19 protein-coding genes are annotated in these 17,910 nt (G+C 36.1%); 2 read left to right on the forward strand and 17 right to left on the reverse strand.

The window, feature by feature from the left end:
- Nucleotides 1–25 precede the first annotated feature (25 nt).
- From H7A25_01845 to H7A25_01875, 7 genes are all read right to left on the reverse strand, one after another.
- Complete coding sequence (locus H7A25_01845) at nt 26–886, reverse strand: ankyrin repeat domain-containing protein (protein ID MCP5498618.1); 861 nt, start codon at nt 884–886, stop codon at nt 26–28.
- Nucleotides 887–920: 34 nt separating this feature from the next.
- Nucleotides 921–2,201 (reverse strand): CCA tRNA nucleotidyltransferase, encoded by a 1,281-nt coding sequence (locus H7A25_01850; GenBank protein ID MCP5498619.1) that lies wholly within the window; start codon nt 2,199–2,201, stop codon nt 921–923.
- A complete protein-coding gene (locus H7A25_01855) occupies nt 2,194–2,796 on the reverse strand; it encodes a hypothetical protein (protein MCP5498620.1) in 603 nt (200 codons plus the stop codon). Before H7A25_01855 ends, H7A25_01850 begins: the two co-directional genes overlap by 8 nt.
- Nucleotides 2,787–3,200, reverse strand: coding sequence for a transcriptional repressor (locus H7A25_01860; GenBank protein ID MCP5498621.1), 414 nt, complete (start codon nt 3,198–3,200; stop codon nt 2,787–2,789). Before H7A25_01860 ends, H7A25_01855 begins: the two co-directional genes overlap by 10 nt.
- A 79-nt stretch (nt 3,201–3,279) precedes the next feature.
- Nucleotides 3,280–3,618, reverse strand: a complete 339-nt coding sequence (locus H7A25_01865; protein ID MCP5498622.1) for a hypothetical protein — start codon at nt 3,616–3,618, stop codon at nt 3,280–3,282.
- Between the two features lies 1 nt (nt 3,619).
- A complete protein-coding gene (locus H7A25_01870; GenBank protein ID MCP5498623.1) occupies nt 3,620–4,765 on the reverse strand; it encodes a hypothetical protein in 1,146 nt (381 codons plus the stop codon).
- 123 nt (nt 4,766–4,888) lie between these two features.
- Complete coding sequence (locus H7A25_01875) at nt 4,889–5,671, reverse strand: SHOCT domain-containing protein (GenBank protein ID MCP5498624.1); 783 nt, start codon at nt 5,669–5,671, stop codon at nt 4,889–4,891.
- Between the two features lie 96 nt (nt 5,672–5,767).
- Between H7A25_01875 and H7A25_01880 the strand changes: the two genes are divergently transcribed.
- The gene (locus H7A25_01880; protein ID MCP5498625.1) at nt 5,768–7,735 is read left to right on the forward strand and encodes a tetratricopeptide repeat protein; all 1,968 of its coding nucleotides are present in this window, start codon (nt 5,768–5,770) and stop codon (nt 7,733–7,735) included.
- A 3-nt stretch (nt 7,736–7,738) separates the two neighbouring features.
- On the opposite strand, the gene H7A25_01885 is transcribed toward H7A25_01880, so the two are convergent.
- The 10 genes from H7A25_01885 to H7A25_01930 all read right to left on the reverse strand — a co-directional run bounded on the left by H7A25_01885 (nt 7,739) and on the right by H7A25_01930 (nt 17,356).
- Complete coding sequence (locus H7A25_01885; protein MCP5498626.1) at nt 7,739–8,149, reverse strand: hypothetical protein; 411 nt, start codon at nt 8,147–8,149, stop codon at nt 7,739–7,741.
- Entirely contained in the window at nt 8,139–9,173 is a 1,035-nt protein-coding gene (locus H7A25_01890) for a phosphotransferase family protein (protein MCP5498627.1), read from the reverse strand. Before H7A25_01890 ends, H7A25_01885 begins: the two co-directional genes overlap by 11 nt.
- A gap of 1 nt (nt 9,174) precedes the next feature.
- A complete protein-coding gene (locus H7A25_01895) occupies nt 9,175–9,870 on the reverse strand; it encodes a TetR/AcrR family transcriptional regulator (GenBank protein ID MCP5498628.1) in 696 nt (231 codons plus the stop codon).
- A complete protein-coding gene (locus H7A25_01900; protein MCP5498629.1) occupies nt 9,867–11,081 on the reverse strand; it encodes an acyl-CoA dehydrogenase family protein in 1,215 nt (404 codons plus the stop codon). Before H7A25_01900 ends, H7A25_01895 begins: the two co-directional genes overlap by 4 nt.
- A gap of 64 nt (nt 11,082–11,145) precedes the next feature.
- Nucleotides 11,146–11,679 carry an LEA type 2 family protein gene (locus H7A25_01905; protein ID MCP5498630.1) on the reverse strand — a complete coding sequence of 178 codons (534 nt, stop codon included), beginning with the start codon at nt 11,677–11,679 and terminating at the stop codon, nt 11,146–11,148.
- A complete protein-coding gene (locus H7A25_01910; GenBank protein ID MCP5498631.1) occupies nt 11,669–11,902 on the reverse strand; it encodes a hypothetical protein in 234 nt (77 codons plus the stop codon). The genes H7A25_01905 and H7A25_01910 overlap by 11 nt, the downstream gene beginning before the upstream one ends.
- Before the next feature lie 7 nt (nt 11,903–11,909).
- Complete coding sequence (gene polA / locus H7A25_01915; protein ID MCP5498632.1) at nt 11,910–14,654, reverse strand: DNA polymerase I; 2,745 nt, start codon at nt 14,652–14,654, stop codon at nt 11,910–11,912.
- Nucleotides 14,647–15,732, reverse strand: coding sequence for a glycosyltransferase (locus H7A25_01920; GenBank protein MCP5498633.1), 1,086 nt, complete (start codon nt 15,730–15,732; stop codon nt 14,647–14,649). Before H7A25_01920 ends, polA begins: the two co-directional genes overlap by 8 nt.
- Before the next feature lie 2 nt (nt 15,733–15,734).
- The gene (locus tag H7A25_01925) at nt 15,735–16,787 is read right to left on the reverse strand and encodes a type III polyketide synthase (protein MCP5498634.1); all 1,053 of its coding nucleotides are present in this window, start codon (nt 16,785–16,787) and stop codon (nt 15,735–15,737) included.
- Nucleotides 16,787–17,356, reverse strand: a complete 570-nt coding sequence (locus H7A25_01930) for an ATP-binding protein (protein ID MCP5498635.1) — start codon at nt 17,354–17,356, stop codon at nt 16,787–16,789. The genes H7A25_01925 and H7A25_01930 overlap by 1 nt, the downstream gene beginning before the upstream one ends.
- Nucleotides 17,357–17,506: 150 nt before the next feature.
- Between H7A25_01930 and H7A25_01935 the strand changes: the two genes are divergently transcribed.
- Nucleotides 17,507–17,863 (forward strand): phage holin family protein, encoded by a 357-nt coding sequence (locus tag H7A25_01935; protein MCP5498636.1) that lies wholly within the window; start codon nt 17,507–17,509, stop codon nt 17,861–17,863.
- Nucleotides 17,864–17,910 lie beyond the last annotated feature (47 nt).

The raw sequence follows: 17,910 nt of genomic DNA on the forward strand, positions 1-17,910 counted from the left end.
CGGCTGAATTGGAAGAAAAGCTTTCTTACTTTGATTGCTTTTTTAGAAAACTAATAAATTTGGTATCACATTTTTTTTGAGCTATTTGAAGGGGAGTTTTATCATCTATGGGAAGTTCATAATCCATGTGTTCTGAGTTCATACTGGCACCTGCATTCAGTAAGGCTTTGCTAATTTTTTCATCGCAATTCATACTGGCAAAATGCAAAGGAGATGCGGGCATCATTTCTGTAAAATCAGCTTTTGAACCTTTTTTTATCAGTTCCTGAACCATTTTATAATTTTTATTTTTAACCGCATAATGAAGGGCAGATTCATGAGATTTACGTTTAATATTCGGATCAGCCCCTTTATCTAAGGCTATGGACACGAGCTTATCATCGTTACGAAAAGCAGCCGTTACAAGAATCGGATCATGAAATCTATCCTTATCATTCACATGAACATTTGCATTAAACTTTTCTATTAACTCATAGGTGAACTGCTTTTTTTCGAGCAATACGGAATAATATAAAAGCTTATCCGGATCTCCACCATGTGTAAGTAAATACCTTACAGCAGTAAAGTGATTATTCCTTAGAGCAAGTTCTAAGGACAGGGGAGTTACCTGGGCCTTGTTTTCTAATAAAAACTCTAACATCTGCACATTTCCTGCTTCCGCAGCAAAAGCCAGGGCTGTATAAGGAATTTTTATTTTAGAGAAGCGATCTTCTAAGAGTAACTTTTCTTCTATTGAAACTCCGTCGGTTAGAAATTTTTTTACTTTTTCTTTCTCGCCAGCACGGACTGCATCAAAAAACAAAATATTTGATTTTTTTAAACCGGTACTTGCACAGGCGTTTATAAGAAATAACAGGAAAAGAAACAGATAAATTTGGAACTTCATTTTATCTCCATGTAGGGGCTATTTTTAAAAATATCTATATATATAAATAATTTTGCAATAAAAAATCTCTTAAGCTCTCTTTCGTATTCTTTTCCGGATTTTTAAGTACATAGTCCATACAACTATTTAAAGTATCCCCAATTTTTCTTTTTTCAAGAAGGGGTAGGAGTTGAACGACTTCATTCCCATTTATTTGTAAATCCTTAACAGATAAAGGAGGGTTTTGAGCTATAACTTCCTTTATAAGAGATTCCTCCCGGCTATTTTTTCCATAGAAAGTAAGCTGAAAGCTGGTTACATACTCAATATGTTTCTCTTTTCCTGTATAAGATATAAAGTGATTCAAAAACCTTCTTGTGTCTTCTTCAGTGTGTAATTCTTTTAAGTTTCTCCACCTATCCAGAAAAAAGATACAGTCTTTCAGGTTCTTCTTTGAATATCTGAGATCTTTCAACAGGCTTTCTGAAATACTTAAGTCAAAGGCATTTTCTCCAAGAATAATATGAAGGAGTATTGAGAGTTTGATTCCGGGAATTTCAGTATTTGCTGAATCAAGCAAATCAAATAATCTCTCATCTGCTTGAATATTTAGTGCGACTCCGGTAAAAAGAGGAAATATTTCATTTTTTATTAATTCGCGAATACTTAGAGAGCTTTTCTCGACTTTTAAAATTTTATTTAATTCATCATGAAAACGTTCTACCGAAATCTTTGCTGTTATAGAACGAGTTTTATAAATTGCCCGGTAAGTCGCCTCTTCAATAGAAAAGCCCAGAGTAGAAATGAAGCGTAGGGCTCGAATGGGTCTAAGCCCATCTTCGGTGAATCGTTCTTCCGGTATTCCGATAGTTCGAATGATTTTATTCTGAATGTCTTCTAAGCCGTTATGTTCATCAACAAATTCTTCTGTGAGTAAATCTAGTGCAAGAGCATTCATGGTGAAGTCACGGCGTTTTAAATCATCACTCAGGGTTTCACCATAGATAATTGCATCTGGTCTTCTTCCATCTGAGTATCCTATATCGAGACGAAAGGTTGTAACTTCATAACCCTCACCATTTACAATTACGGTAACTGTTCCGTGTTTAATTCCGGTATCAACTACTTTTCGAAATATCTTTTTTACGTCTTCCGGTTTGGCTGAAGTGGTAAGATCGTATTCGTACGGAACTTTTCCTATAGCCAGATCCCTTACAGAACCTCCTACAAGATAGCATTTGTAGCCAGCTTCATTTAGAGTCCGGGAAATAAATTGCAAATCTTCGAGGTTTTTGGGAGGAATTAGAATTATTGCGTCACGAATAGACTCAATCATAACCCTCTTCGATTTCTTTATTCTCTGCAGGTTTTGCTTCCTCTATTACTTCTTGTGATTCAGATGGTGATACAGGAGTAGTTTCGCTATCTTCCGGTTCAGAAGGTAAGACAGGATCAGTTTCGGTATCTTCCGATTCAGGAGGTAAGACAGGACTTGTATTAGTTTCCTCGGATTCAGTATGTAATTCGGAAAAACTTTCTGTTTCTGTAGAAGTAAGCACTTCGACTTCTTCAGGCCGAGACTCTTCGATTTTTATTTCATCCTGCTGTTTTTTTTCTGAAGATTCCGGAGGCAGGGGAAGGCCTTCTGAAATCAGAATGTCTTTTAAACTTTCTCGAATAGCATCAATGATTACTTCATTACTAAGGCGCCCGGATATCTCAATAGAGTTTTTTTGCTTATACCTTGTTGGCAGGTTATTGAGAACATCTGAAAAGAATTTTTGAAACCTCTCCTTATTCCAGGATATGGATCTATAATGACTTTCTATAAGAAGACCTTTCAGATGATTTAGAACTCTTTTTTCGTTGGAATTCTTTATTCCTTCAGTCCAACGGTTGATTTTAATAACTCTTTCTTTTTTTACTGACAATGCTTACACAGTCCCCTTATTAAGACTTCGACATTATGAACCTTATAACCTTTAATTTCTGAACTGATTTTTGGAAACAGCTCTCCTTCAAGGCAATCGATTTTACCGCAGGAGTCACAAACAATGTGTCCATGGCTCTTCACGCCAGAATCCTGTAGTTCGTAATATTTAACACGGTTATTAGAATGTAAAGATTTTACAATACTTTTGTCTTCAAATTCAGATAAGGTTCGATAAATTGTTACCCTATCCCAGTTTTTTTCGCTTGGAAGGTTTTGCATAATATCCGAGTGATTTACCGGCTTTTCTGCAACCGACAGCAATTTTAATACAGCCACACGATTTCTTGTAACTTTTAGGCCGGCGTCTTTTAAGAGTTGCTCCAGCTTTAAAATTGCTTTCATAGGAAAATTTTCTAAGATTTCTAATTTTTGTCTATAGAAATTTTGCTTTCTGAAGAAATAACAGAATTTATGTGGCTAATTATTGTATCAATTCTCTCCAGATACTTCCATATTTAATGTCGAGATGAACATTTTTTTGAAGTAATTTTTCAATTTTCTCTTTTTTTTCTGATTCAATAATTAAGCGGGAATAGGGAAGATCAGCTTTCAGGGAAATGACTTCTTCAATTTCCTTTTCTGCTTTTAGAGCAGCCTCCTTACATTCCTTTTCATAGCGCTTGACCTTATGTTCTCCACAATAAGTAGATACAGCAAAATGGTCTTTTTCGCGCATAATTTTTTCTAATTCTATTTCTTCCTTATCTCCACAGGAAATAATAAGAAGACCTATCAGGGTACAGTATATTCCTTTTTTCATATCAACTATATTTACTCAGGTATAAAATAATCATTCCTATTGTCAGAAGTAAGCCGGCAATACTTACAAAAAATATCCAGTTCAACTGTAGTTTATCAGATACATCCTCAAAAAGAGCTGTTTTTTTGTCCTTGGGAACCGCGATTCTTACTTTTCTCTCCTCAAAAGCTTTTAGGAGTACGTTTTCCGGACCTTTCGCATAGATATAGTATTCTCCCTTGCTCATCTCTATATATCGGTAAAATTTCACAATAAGTGGATGGACGATTCCATCTTCTCCTACAGCCCCCAGTCGATTGGCCCAGATTTTTTCCTGATCGGTTTTATAGGGCAGGGTAATAAGAATTTCCTGTCCTTCCCTTAAACGGGAAAATTCAATTCCGGAAACAGGTGATAAAACCGTCTTGCAACGAACTACGCTGGAAAAGCCCGATTCAATCTCTTCCATTTTTAATTCGGTCCCGGATTTAGGTGCAGGGATATCGGATGGAGGAGTTGACTCAGAAAGGGTATTGACTGAAGCTGAACTCAGAGCTACCCTGGGTTCAGTTAGAACCTTGGCCCTAATTTCTACTTTCTTTTCAAAAGGGCTTCGGACGGGTTGGATCTCCTTATTTAAAATGTTTTCCGTTCTAAATTTTAAACTGGAAACCATTTCTACATCAGCTTTAATGCTGTAATTGGGTGTCCGCAATTCTTTATGAAAGGCATTATCTAAAAGTACAATAAAGGAATCCGCATTCTTTTCTTTTTTCCAGAAAGGAATCAATCTTTCGATTTCAGAGCTGATAAAACTTCTGTAAATGATTCTACCAATAGTTTCAGAAATCCCCCGGTCAAAGTCTGATTTACTCGCATCAAGCATGCTCTTCAGGATGTTATGAAATTTTTCATAGGTATTTAATTTATTCAGAATAGGAGAACTACTAAAAACCGAGAAAATATCCAGTATTTCTTTTTTATAATCTGATAGCAGTACGACAATTACGCCGGTTTTATTTTCTATCTGGATTTTTAATTTGAGAAGCCAGGCATCCTTGATTTTATTATTAATTAAAAGCTCAGCCTGCTCTTCGGTAAGTACGGATTCCATTGCCAGTTCTTTTAAGTCCTGTCGATTTGGAAAATCTATATTATCCACATTCATGAATGTCCCTTTGTACTATTAAGTAGATTATAGAATCAATAATAAGACAAGAAAAAATGAAAAAAATTTACTAAATTAATTATTTTTTTTTTAACTTAATGAGACATATATTAGTCCTGATTTTTATTGAAGTAAAGAATCCAAAATCTTTCTTTTATATTCTTCATACTCTTCTTTTGTGATTAATTTCTTATCCAGTAATTCTTTTAATTCTTTCAGTTTTTGACTGCTGTTTGTTCCGGTTTTCTTTTCTTCTGCCGGTTTATCGAGGGGAGCCTGAAACAGGATAAGCCAGGAATAATTTATTTCAAGTTTTTTCTGTTCTTTGAATAAAGAAGAAAAACTTTCTCTTAATTCACAGGATGTATTTTGGGAATAATGAAAACTGTCTTTCCACTTATCCTCATAGAATATAAGTTCTTCTCCTGAACAATAAATTTTCTTTTCTTCGGGTAAGGCCCAATCTTTAAATTTGAATAAATCGTCATATATATAGTTCTTATATATATCTTCCAATACAAGATTCCATTTATTCTCAGAATAAAATATCCATACTGATGTTCTAAAAAAACGTTTATATGGATTTAACTTATCTTCTCGAAGAAAAATAAAATGATAAAAATATAAGTTGTCTTCTTCTGTATTTAAGGCATTCGATATTAAAGATAATTCAGTTAAATTAAAAAGCTTCTCTCTATTATCACCTATCATCTTCTGCTGGGTTCTATAAAGATTTTTTATAAAGTCAGTTAATATCTGTCTTTGTCTCTCATTAAAAGTTTGAAGCTTTGATTTAAACAGAGGAAAACTGGCAGGATAGGAGTAGATGATATAGTTATCCCCCGATAACAACACCTTTGCATTTTCTTTTTGTTCAAGACTTACGCAGGCTGTAAAAAAAAACAAGATTATGATTTTCAAGAAATTCGACATTATAAAAATAGGTTAAAAACATACAGACTCTTGGATCAAGAGAATTCTTGGATTGGATGGAGAACCACATTGCTTAAAAAATCAAATTTATTTATAGTAGGTCTATTTATTCTAACGCTTTTCTTTATATTTCAGGATCGACTCCGAGCTAATACAATAAAAGAAGCGAAAATTGCTTATTCCAAACGAAATTTTGCTAAAGCTATTAAATTATTTAAAAGTTATTCAAGTGCGAATCCTTCTTCGGGTGAACCTTATATGTATATGGGATATATATATGAATCACAAAAAAACTATCCTCAATCTATTCAAATGTTTCAAAGGGCTGTTGATTTAAAGCTTCCTGCTAAGAAGAAATTGACCTGTTATTTAAAAATTATTCTCTTTTATAAATACCTGAGAGCCTGGAACCATGTTATTCATTATTCAAATCGTTATCTGACTATGAGTCCGAATAATAAAAATATTATTAAAATACGAAGTAAAGCTTATGCACAAAGAGGAAAAGATACTCCGGTATTAGTATATAATAAAGATACCAAAAAGGAAGAGACAAAAAAAGATGATAAGAAGATAACAAAAGAACATAGCAAGGAAACAAGCCATAAAAATACTTCGTTAGCGGTAAAAACAGAAAAAAACAAAACAAAAAAGAAGGAAGAAACGGTAGTTATTAATACGAATAAGAAAAAAGTTTCAGAGAGACCAAAAGTAATTAAAAAAGAAAAACCTGTTAAGAAAGTTGTAAATAAAAAAAAGAATCATATAGCAGAAAAGAAATCTGTAAAAGTTAAAGATTTAGAATATTATAATAAATTACTAAGTCAAAAACCGGAAGATGAGAGTGCTCTCTGGTCAATCTCTCTTATCCATTTTGTTCAAAAAGAATATACTCTTGCTGATAAGTATCTTTCTTTTCTAAATGAAAAACACCCTTCCGATAAAATGTATTTATATAAGCATGGTGTAGTTAAGTTGCGTCTCGGTAAACACGAAGAAGCTATCGATAAATTTCGTAAAAGTCTTCGTTTAACCGATGAAAGTGATGTTAGGCTTCTTTTTTCCTTACATTTGAATATGGGGAAGACTTACTTTGAGTTAAAAGATAATGGGATGGCCAGAGCTCATTTTGAACAAGCCTTGCAGTTTAAAGAACACTCCGGAGCACGTATTGCTATCTGTAAAATTGATTATACAGCTGCCCGCTATGAAAACGCATTGAAATCAACAGATTTAATTCTAAAAGAAACTCCGGATGAAACTTCAGCCTTGATGTACAGAGGATTATCCCAGCTTCATATGAAAAAAGAAGTGGAAGGATACAAAAACCTTTTGCTTTTTGAAGAAAAGGTTCTGAAGAGCTATAACCCTGTAACTTCCATACCAACTGAATACCATGAAAGTCTATTCTATTTGTCGAATTTCTATTTTTACAAATCTGATTATGAATCTTCTTCTAAATACTTATATACAATTGAAGAAATGTATAAAAATTCACTTGAATATTTATTTTTAAAAGGCAGGGTTCACTTCCATTTGAAAAATTATACAAGAGCAATTTTGGATTTAGAAAAACTAAGTGATAACTCAGAAGCTCTTTATTATATAGCTAAATCTTATGCGGCACTTAAAAACTTTGACAAATTAAAAGAATTTTTAAAAAAAGCTGCTGATAAAAAAGAAAGCTACTGGAAGGAAGCTCTGTCTGATAAAGAATTTGGTGAGTATCTCTCACAAAAAAAATACCAGGACTTTATCGGTCGTAAAGGTATAGAGCCGGAAGTTAAAAAAAATGAGCAAGTCACAAAGTCTAATGAGACAAAAGAAGTAAAACTTGAAAATAAAACCGAAGACGTAAAAAAAGAAGAAAAGCAAAGCCCGATTCCGGAAAAAAAAGAGGAAAAGAAAGTTGAAGTAAAACCTCAAAAGCCACCTGAAAAAAAAGCGGAACTTCCGGCGGAAAAAACAGATAATAAAACTCCCTCTGTCAATAAAACAGAACCAGCTGCTTCTAATAAGCAGCTGAGTGAAAAATGAATCTTATTCTTTTATCTCATTTCCCGTAGAAAAACGCGGATTAGAAATCTCCAGCTTTTCTTTCAATGTTTGCTTAACCATCTCCCAGGAAATCTTATCTGTATTATCTAACTTTTCTATCCGTATTTTCTCTGAAAGTTTTCGATTTAAATCTTCGGCATATTTCATTTTTTCTATATATGTAGATTCTAAAGAAGGGAGATCCTGGTTCAAATACCCGCTCAATCTTTTCAACTCTTCATTTAGATACTTTTCTCCATATTTTAATTCTCTGCTTACTACACCCAGCATATTCCAACTTACGAGGGTTTTATACGAGAGAAATTCATTGCCCTGAACTTCCGGCATAACTTCTTTTAGAAGAAGAGCCTGAATCGTTTCCAACAAATTTATTGCGTCCGGTCTATCCTGCATTTTCAATCAACCTCATTGCTTCAAATTCCATTTCACAGCTACGCCTTCCAATGGCAGCAAGCTCAATTCCCCTGTCTTTTCCTGAGAGATGCCTTTCTGCCTGTCCTACAGAACCAATGGCCCAGCGTAAGTTTCCTATTACTTCCCAAAAAAGTACCCGATTGGCATCTACCGGTTCTTTTGCATATTTAGAATAAAGATCATAAAACTCTTTTCTTGTACAAATGCCTCCTGCTTCCTTATTAAGACGACCAAATCTCCAGTCACGCATACAGAGCCAGGCTATGTCTTCATAAGGTTCACCCCAGTGAGCAAATTCCCAGTCTAAAATTCCTTCGAGGCCGTTCTCGGAAACCATGAAATTCCCGGTTCGAAAATCACCATGCACAAGAACAATTTCGTTTACTTCGGGTTTGTTCTTTTCTGCCCAATTGAGTATTAGCTCTATAGCCGGGTGGGGTTCTTTAAGCTTTGCAACTTCTTCTCTTAGAGTTTTAATTTCATCTGCCGCGTAATCCTTGTCCAACTTTCTACCGGCACCAAGGACTTTATGTAAATCCTCTTCTTTACAATCTGTAGGTTGTATGGAGTGTATCTTTGCAAGGTTTTCAGCTAGTTCATGGGGAAGGTTTTTTCTCGCTTTCTCAATAGTCCTATCTTTTACCAGATAACGTCCATTGGCCTTTCCGTTTATCCTTTGCATAACAAAAAAGGGATTGCCTGTATAAGATCCATCTTCTTCGAGCCAGTAGGGTCTGGGTGTTTTCACTCCTCTTTCATGTGCTATAGAAGTTACTCGAAATTCATCTTTCTTGGAAATACTTGCATACAGAGAAGCTCCCTTATCCGTTCTCATAACCAGCTCATGCGTTCCTTCCCATTCACCTGATGAAACCTCCAAACGAAGACTATAATTATCCTGGCAGGCTCCACCACCTCCGCTCAGGGAAATGAAATCCTGAATTTCAACCTGAGTATTTAGTCTTTTTTCTAAGTATTGTTTTAATTTATCCTGTAAGTCCATTTCATCTTCCTAAATTAGAAAATACATACTCTGTTACAAAAGAGGCATAGGTTTCTATATTGATTTTTTTTTGAGAAAACCTGTATCGTTTTAAATACCAGTCTTGAAGAAGGGCTTTGATCGCCATTACGTGTAAACTCAGCTCTTTCATTTTAAACTCTCCTGCTGTAATCCCCTGTTTTAAAATGTCTTCAAATACCTTTTCAGTTGATTGTTCGAGGGATAGAGTTTTCTTTTTTACATCCGGTTCGAGATTTTTTGCTTCCATAAACAAAAAATAAAAAACTTTCTGCAAAGCTTCACTTAGATACAGGTGGTAGCAAATCGCCCTTTTCAATTTGATCCTGCAAGAAAATTGCAAGTCCAGATTTTCCTTAAACACATCTCGTATGAGACTCTGACCTTCTGCAAATATCATCTTTAAAAGCTCTTCCTTGCTTGAAAAATAATTATATAAAGCTCCCATACTTAAACCCGATTCCTTACTCAAGTCCCGTAGACTCATAGCATGGAAACCTTTCTTAAGGCTTATCTGAAAAACCGTTTCCAGGATAAGTTGAAGGTTTTTTACAGCCAATCCTTCCTTCTTGATTTTAATGGAATCGGCATTATTTAGATAAATATTCCTGCAAAGTTCCTCTATAGAAATAGGGTATTCATCCAAAAACTGCTGATAGTTTATCTCAGATATATTCACTTTTTCTTATTCAGTTTGTTCTTATATTCTTTCAAGATTCGAGAACCCAGAGAAGATTTATGCACTTCATCTGCTCCGTCATATATCCTGGCTGCTCTTTCATGCCGATAAAAATAAGCTAAGATTGTATCATCTGACATACCGAGTCCACCGTGAACCTGGAGAGCTCTATCGATTACTCTTTGCATAGTATTTGCCACAGTAAATTTAATCATTGCTACTTCTTCTCTGGCCTTATTCATTCCTTCGTTATCAATTGTCCAGGCGGCTTTTAGGGTCATAAGTCTTGCTGCTTGAATTTCAGCTTTTGATTCTGCCACCCAGTATTGAACGGCTTCTTTATCGGCCAGAGTTTTTCCATCTACTGTAATGATTCTTTCATTGGCTCTTTCACACATAAGATCAAAAGAACGGTTACAAATCCCTAACCAGCGCATACAGTGATGAATTCTTCCGGGACCCAGTCTTTCTTGAGCCAGACGAAAACCGTGTCCTTCTTTGCCTAAAAGATTTTCTTTAGGTATGCGACAGGACTGAAACATGACTTCTCCATGGCTGTTGTAATCGGATCCGGTTTCACCCATAATCGAAATGTTTCGTATTAAATTAAAGCCGGGATTATCGCAGGGAACGATAAACATACTGGTTTTCAAGGCAGGGTTCGCATTCGGATTCGTTACCATCATGGCAATAGCAAAGGAAGCTCCATCCGCACCAGTTGTATACCATTTGTGGCCATTCAGGACATACTCATCTCCATCCTTAACAGCAGTAGCTTCCATAAGTAAAGGATTGGAACCCGCCGTATTTACTTCGGTCATAGCAAAGCAACTTCGGATGTCCCCTTTTATTAGAGGTTTCAGGTATTTTTCCTTTTGCTCTTCTGTACCGAACATGTGAAGAATTTCGATATTTCCTGCATCGGGAGCCTGACAGCCAAATAGATAGTGGCCTAATGGAGAGCGTCCGAGTGCTTCCGAAACCAGTCCGTGTTCGACAAGATTCAGACCCATGCCTCCGAGCTCTTCAGGATAATTTGGCCCCCAGAGTCCCATTTGTTTTACTTTGTTTCTGAGAGCCTGTAATTCGGGTAAAAGTTCTTTAAACTCCTTTCTAAAAAAAGAAGGCTCAAGTGGGTAAACTTCTTTTTCAAGAAAGGTGTGAATCATATCCAGAACAGTTTTCATTTTGTTTGAAATTGCAAAATCCATAATAGGACTTATTCTATCTTATAATAGAAAACTGTCAATAAAAAAACGAGCGAACGTTCGCTTTTTATTCTTTTTTTGTTCTTACCGAAATAACTTTTGTTTCACGAATCGGAATGTTCATTTTGCCGAGGATGGTATTAAACTCTACAGAGCCATCGAAGATAAGCTCAATTTCTCTATCAACAAGCCAGGATTTTAAAAACTCCTTGATAAAAAAAACAATATCGGACTTTTTATTTTCCTCCAGGGCTGTTTCCAGATCCAGAGTAATTAGCTTTCTTTCCAGAGCAGGAATCAGGGTTTCTTCAGCAGAAACTACATTTGCCAGCATAATTTCATCCTTCTTCTTGCTTTTTTTTAAAATCTGGAATTGAAACCTTTCGATAGTAACCGGAATTTCGTTTGTATTATAAACTTCTACATCGGCTTTGAATTTGATCTTTGGAACCGGCGGAATTAAAAGAATTTTGTAATTCACTACGCGAATATCCTGTAGTGTAATTTCACATTTCTTCAACTCCTGCATCTTTTTTTCTATAGGATTCGAGCAAAAAGACATAATAAAGATCCAGAATATTAGAATAAACTTATTCTTCATTATAAACAAGCTGCTCTCCTTTCACAGTTAAAATTGGTCCTCTCGGGTCTCCATCCTGTAAAATTCCATTTCCAATAAGAACATGCCAACTATCTCGTAGCTGTGCTTTTTCTTCAAGAGGCAAAGCCTGTATCAGGCCACTCAGCTTATCTTTGGGTAATACATCTCCTGCGTGCAGGTTATTATCCCTGTAAAGACGTAAAATTTTATTAACCAGTTGCATAAATACCTCAGTGTGCTTCATCCCAATTTCTGCCGGATTTTCCTTCTACAAGAATCGGAACTTTTAATGAGAAAATATTCTCCATCGTTTTTTTCGCAAGAGCATAGATTTTTTCTTTCTCTTTTTCATTTGCTTCAAATACAAGTTCATCATGAACTTGTAATATTAGATTAGATTTATATTTTTTCTGCTTCATTTCTTTATGTATGGCTATCATGGCAAGTTTTATCATATCTGCTGAAGTACCCTGGATCGGGCTATTAATAGCTACACGCTTGGCCGCTTCCTGTATCTGCTTATTACTGGAACGAAGATCAGGTACGTAGCGCCTTCTCCCCGATAAGGTTTCAACATAGCCCCTGGTTTCTGCCTCTTTACAGACTTTATCCATATAGGCTTTGACTCCGGGGTAGGCTGAAAAATACTTATCAATAAATTCTTTAGCCTCTTTTGTCGAAATACCTATGTTTCTACTCAGGCCAAAAGGAGTCACTCCGTATATCACGGAAAAGTTTACCGCTTTTGCTTTACTTCTCATGTCTGAATCGACTTTGTCCTCCGGGACAGAAAAAAGTGCCGAAGCAGTTCGACTGTGAATATCAAGACCTTTCTCATAGGCTTCTATCATATTTTTATCTTCTGCAAAATGAGCCATAATACGAAGTTCAATTTGGGAATAATCAAGGCTTAAAAGATAATTTCCTTCTTCCGGAATAAAGCCCGAACGAATCATCTTGCCTTCTTTATCCTTAATTGGAATGTTTTGCAGGTTGGGATCTGTGGAAGATAATCTACCGGTTGCAGCAATTGTCTGGTTAAAACTGGTATGTATTCTTCCTGTCTTAGGGTTTATTAACTCAGGAAGAGAATCTACATAAGTAGACTTTAATTTTGTATATTTACGATAGTTTAAAATATGCTCAACAATCGGGTGCATTCCGAGAAGAGCTTCCATTACACTATGATCGGTAGAATAACCGGTGGAGGTTTTTTTTTGTTTCGGAAGGTTTAAGTCCTCAAAAAGAACCTGTTGCAGTTCTCTGGTCGACGCAATATTGAACTCTTTACCGGCAAGTTGTTGGATTTCTTTTTCGAGTTTTATAATTTCTTTTTGAAAGTTTCCGGAGAGTTTTTTAAAATATTCTGCATCAATTTTTACTCCCTTCGACTCCATGTCAACCAGTACAGGAATTAGAGGCATCTCGATCTCAGAAAAGATTTTAGTAACCGAATGTTCTTTAAGCTGTGGCTCTAATACCTTGTATAAGCGATATGTAATGTCTGCATCTTCACAGGAATATCGGCTTACTTCTTCCGGGTCAATCTCATAAAGGTTTCTCTTATTTTTTCCGGTACCGGTCAAATCAGAATAGCTTATAGTTTTATAATTTAAGTGCGAAAGAGCAAGGTCATCCATATTATGCCTCCTGCCTTCCGGTTGAATGCTATAAGAAGCCAGCATTGTATCAAATGCAATGTTTTGAAGCTCTATTCCGTGATTTCTTAAAACCATAATATCATATTTAATATTCTGACCGATTTTGGGTATCTTTTCATCTTCTAATAGAGGCTTTATCAGTTTTATGCTTTCTTTTAAGGGTAATAACTTTTCTGTAAAAAGATTTGTTTCTCCGTATTCGAAAGCAAGATACCAGGCTCTACCTTCTGCATCAGACAAGGCAATTCCGAGTAAATCTGCCTGCATGGCATCTACCGAAGTTGTTTCTGTATCTACGCAAAGTTTTTTTGATTTAGAAAGTTTTTGAACCAGGGTTTCCAGATCTTTCAGGGTTTTAATTCGGGTATAGTTCGCTTTGGAAGTTTCTATATTTTGAATATCTAAAGCACTTGGAGCTTCCGGGGAAGCTTTGACACCCGCCTGCTTTGCCAGGTCCCGATGCAGGGCATTGAATCCTTCCTGCTTAAAATAGAGGACATTTCTTTCGGAGAGATAATCGCTGAGTTTTAAATCCTCCAGTTTTAATTCTAAATCCAGATCGGTACGGATTGTTGCGAGTTCTCTCGACATAAAGGCATTGTCTTTATACGTAATCAGTTTCTCTTTTGTTGCTTTACTTTTTATTTTATCCAGATTGGCATAAATATCTTCGAGGTCTTTAAACTCAGAAAATAGCGAGACCGCCCCTTTTTCTCCGAGTCCTTTTACCCCCGGGATATTGTCAGAACTATCTCCCACTATCCCCATATAATTTGTAACCTGGTTGTAGGGAACGCCAATGAGCTCCTTGACTCGATCTTTATCAATCAGATCAAACTCGGTTACTCCTTTTTTTCCTCGAAGCATAAGAATATTCTCATTTTCTAAAAGTTGATACATATCCTTATCACCGGAAAAAATATAAACTTTTGTTTTCGAATCAGAAAAGTTTTTAGCTATAGTTCCGATAATATCATCTGCTTCGTGACCGGGAATACTTAGAACCGGGAAGCCTAAATTTTTAGACATACTCAGTATTTTTGCAATCTGTGGTTTTAAGTCTTCCGGCATAGGCTTTCGATTTGCTTTGTATTCGCTGTAAATTTTATTTCTTTCGAGAGGAGTTCCCGGATCAAAAGTGAGTGCAAGGTGTGTAAACTCGAAATCATTCAAAACTTTAAATAACATTCTAAAGAAGCCAAATACAGCTCCACTTGGCTCACCGGTAAGAGAATTTCGTAATCCCGCTGTTTGAAAAGCATAGTAGGCACGAAATGCGAAAGCGTGTCCATCAATCACTATTAATTTATTCATGGTTCAATAAGATATCATAGATATTTTTAGTTTTTTTAATTGTCTCTTCAACCGAAAACTCCTTAACGAAGTTGCGATTGAATTTTCCAAATCTTTCTCTGAGTTCCTGATTTTCAATTAAAGCCCTGTATTGCTCTGCAAGGGTCTCGTCATCTCCCACATTAGATAAGAAGCCACCTTTATCGTGGATAAGCATTTCTGAAATCCCACCTCCGCGAGTAGCAATCACGGGTAAGTGGGAAGCCATTGCATCTAAGACAGAAGTTCCGAGTCCTTCTTCCTTGGAAGTCAGAGTAAATACATCAAATAAAGCAAAAAAAGCTAATACATCTTCTCTGTATCCGGTAAACAGAACCCTGTCTTCAATTCCGAGTTCTTTCGCAGTCTGTTTTAAAGCTTTTTCTAATTCACCGGCACCGACTATAAAAAAGAGAAAGGGGACTTCGGTTTTGATTTTAGCCACTGCCCTTAGAAGCGTTGCCTGGTCTTTATGGTCTACAAGTGCTGCTACATTACCAATGAGAACTGTATTATCCTTTATCCTGAATTCTTCTCTCAGATATTTACTATCAGGCAGAGATACAAAACGATTTAAGTCAACACCACTTCTTACCGTAAGTAATTTCTCTGCCGGGATGCCATCTTCATATAAAATTTCTTTTACCTTATCTGATACACAAAGAAACAAATCATTCTTTTCGCTATAATATTTGCGTTTACTTAAATAGTTTTGCTTGATATGAAAGTCTACCCTTCGTGAAACTACAAGCTTTACCGAAGGGCAACGCCGTTTCACTAATAAACCGAGGGAATGTGCAGCAGCGGTGTGGGTATGTATAACTCGAACTCTCATTTCTTCTACCAGTCTCGCCAATTTCTTTGCAGCAAAAATGTCGTATTCTCCGCGTATAGAAAGAGGAAAGAAAGGAAAAACACCCTGTGCCCTTTTTTCCAGTTCAGAACCGACTTTACCGGCCACAATCTGGGGTATCTTCCATTTCTCCAGACCTTCTGCCAGATAGAAGAGTTGTTGTTCGCCACCTCTCCAGGTTTTAGATGTATTAATATGTAATATCAAATTTAACTCGTTTTAAAAAGCAGTGCTTCACAGCTAAAACCGGGCCCCATTGCCGTCATGAGTCCCTCTTCCCCTTTAGAAAACTTTCCATCTTTTAGAAATTCCTCGATAACAAAAAGCAAAGTTGGAGATGACATATTCCCATATTTTCTCAGGATTTCTATCGTGTAATAAAATCTTTCTCTTTCTATTTTTAAAACCGACGAAAACGCATCTATTACTTTTGCACCACCGGGATGAAATAAGAAATGTTGTATATCGGAAAAGGAAAGCTTTTCCCTATTAAAAAAAGCATCCATAATCTCTCCATAGTTTTCCATTATCAAGAAAGGGATGCTTTTGTCAAAGATTACCTGAAGCCCATCGTCTTCAACATCCCAACCCATAACATTTAAAGAATCTCTCCATTTATATGAATAGGAAGATTGGAGTTCGATACTATTGATTTTCGGTTCTGAAGAAATTATAGTTGCGGCTGCTCCATCGGAAAAAAGCGAAAGAGCAATATAATTAGCTTTTCGTTTATCCCCCGGTCGAAAAGTAAGAGTACAGGTTTCTACAGCTATCAAAAGAATCTTTTTACCGGGATAAGCTTTTGCAAAATCTCTCGCACGGGAAAGGCCATAAGCTCCTCCCGCGCAGCCCAGACCGGTAATGGGCAGGCGAATACAATCTTCTTTCAAACCTAAAAGATCCATGAGTCTTGCATCAAGGCTCGGAGTTACAAAACCGGAGCTTGTCACTACCAGCAGTATTTCGATTTCTTCAGGTTTCAGGCTTGCTTCTTGTAGGGCCTTTTCTCCGGCAAGTTGTGCCAGGGAAAGGGCATGGCTTAAAAAAAGCTCATTTTTCTCTTTGAAACTGTGGCCTGTTTCATACCAGTTCAAATTCTCTAAAACAGGTCTATTCTCAATTTGAGCTGTGTCGAAAACCTTGATAAGTCCGGGATAAAGGCGGTTCCCCGGGTCAAAAACTCTCGAAGAAAAATTTTTAATCTCTTCCTGTTTCAGGATCTGAGCAGGAACTGAGGAAGCGATAGAATGTATAAAAGCCATTATTGTTTTAATTTATTCGCAGTAAATGCAATCTCCAGAATAGAACCGTAGACATTTTTTTCCGGTAGGGTTTCTGTAATTTCTCCATTAGCGTGATATAAGACCTTTACAGTGTCCATCAGTTTTCGCATAATCCGAATTCCCTGACCCATATTTCTATGGATTTTATGAATTCCCTTAAAAGGCAGTTTCCCCGGTTTACCATCCTGATGGCATTGAATATCTTTCAAAAAGTCATGTATTTTCCTGTAGGATTTCTTATCAGCTTCTGTTGGTACAAAGCCTTTTCCATAATCCATAATGAATAATACAAATTTTGGTCCCTGAATCCTCCATCTACAAATAATAATTTCCTTACTGGCCTGGGCGAGGTTGGCAGAAATAGAGTTTGTAAGGGCTTCATCGGAGGCTAAAACTATACTGGAGATGTCATCATCCGAAAAACGGTTCTGTTCGAGCGAAAATTTAAGTTCTTTACGAAAAGTTTTAGTAGCATCCATATCAGGAGGAATAAACATTACATATGAATTTTCATTTTCTTTAAAAAATAGTAACTTTCCTTCTGACATACACTTTTTCTCGTAGAGTAAGAATAAAACCCTTACAGTACTATTTATGAGACGAAAAAATTTCACAAGTACTAATTTTATGAGAAGATGTAAAAATAAATTTCTATACAAATCTTCTCATTTTTTTAAACTTTTCCTGAGGAGTCGTATGTGATTGGATTTGTTATTAATATTGTCTTGTTGGCCCTGGTGATTATGTTTGTTTTTCCTGCCTTACATAAAGATATGAAAATTAAAGGGGAGTTTCAGAATTCCCTGGTGGTTGCCCTTGTTTTCTTTGTATTAAATGCAATGATTCGGTACGGATTAGCAATTCTAAGCCTCGGATTGGGAGTTATCTTTTATTACCTTACACTCGGAATCGCCGGGATTTTTATAAATGCTCTCGTACTACTCCTGGTTCAAAAGCTTATGCCGGACTATCTCGAAGTTCCCGGTTTCGGTTATGCTATACTGGGGGGTGCCCTGCTTTCTTTAACCAATGTTATATCGGGCATGATCCATTAATAGTATATAATACCTTTCTTGTATTTTGTTTTTTTAAATCTTCTTTT

Source organism: Leptospiraceae bacterium (assembly GCA_024233835.1).
GTDB lineage: Bacteria > Spirochaetota > Leptospiria > Leptospirales > Leptospiraceae > JACKPC01.

Bases quoted from the DNA above. Each gene is read 5' to 3' on its own strand.
- H7A25_01890 (MCP5498627.1), bottom strand. From the start codon at position 9,173: ATGGACTTACAGGATAAATTAAAACAATACTTAGAAAAAAGACTAAAT.
- H7A25_01930 (MCP5498635.1), bottom strand. From the start codon at position 17,356: ATGTCAGAAGGAAAGTTACTATTTTTTAAAGAAAATGAAAATTCATAT.
- H7A25_01870 (MCP5498623.1), bottom strand. From the start codon at position 4,765: ATGAATGTGGATAATATAGATTTTCCAAATCGACAGGACTTAAAAGAA.
- H7A25_01860 (MCP5498621.1), bottom strand. From the start codon at position 3,200: ATGAAAGCAATTTTAAAGCTGGAGCAACTCTTAAAAGACGCCGGCCTA.
- H7A25_01885 (MCP5498626.1), bottom strand. From the start codon at position 8,149: ATGCAGGATAGACCGGACGCAATAAATTTGTTGGAAACGATTCAGGCT.
- H7A25_01845 (MCP5498618.1), bottom strand. From the start codon at position 886: ATGAAGTTCCAAATTTATCTGTTTCTTTTCCTGTTATTTCTTATAAAC.
- H7A25_01925 (MCP5498634.1), bottom strand. From the start codon at position 16,787: ATGGCTTTTATACATTCTATCGCTTCCTCAGTTCCTGCTCAGATCCTG.
- H7A25_01900 (MCP5498629.1), bottom strand. From the start codon at position 11,081: ATGGATTTTGCAATTTCAAACAAAATGAAAACTGTTCTGGATATGATT.
- H7A25_01910 (MCP5498631.1), bottom strand. From the start codon at position 11,902: ATGCAACTGGTTAATAAAATTTTACGTCTTTACAGGGATAATAACCTG.
- H7A25_01850 (MCP5498619.1), bottom strand. From the start codon at position 2,201: ATGATTGAGTCTATTCGTGACGCAATAATTCTAATTCCTCCCAAAAAC.
- H7A25_01905 (MCP5498630.1), bottom strand. From the start codon at position 11,679: ATGAAGAATAAGTTTATTCTAATATTCTGGATCTTTATTATGTCTTTT.
- H7A25_01865 (MCP5498622.1), bottom strand. From the start codon at position 3,618: ATGAAAAAAGGAATATACTGTACCCTGATAGGTCTTCTTATTATTTCC.
- polA (MCP5498632.1), bottom strand. From the start codon at position 14,654: ATGAATAAATTAATAGTGATTGATGGACACGCTTTCGCATTTCGTGCC.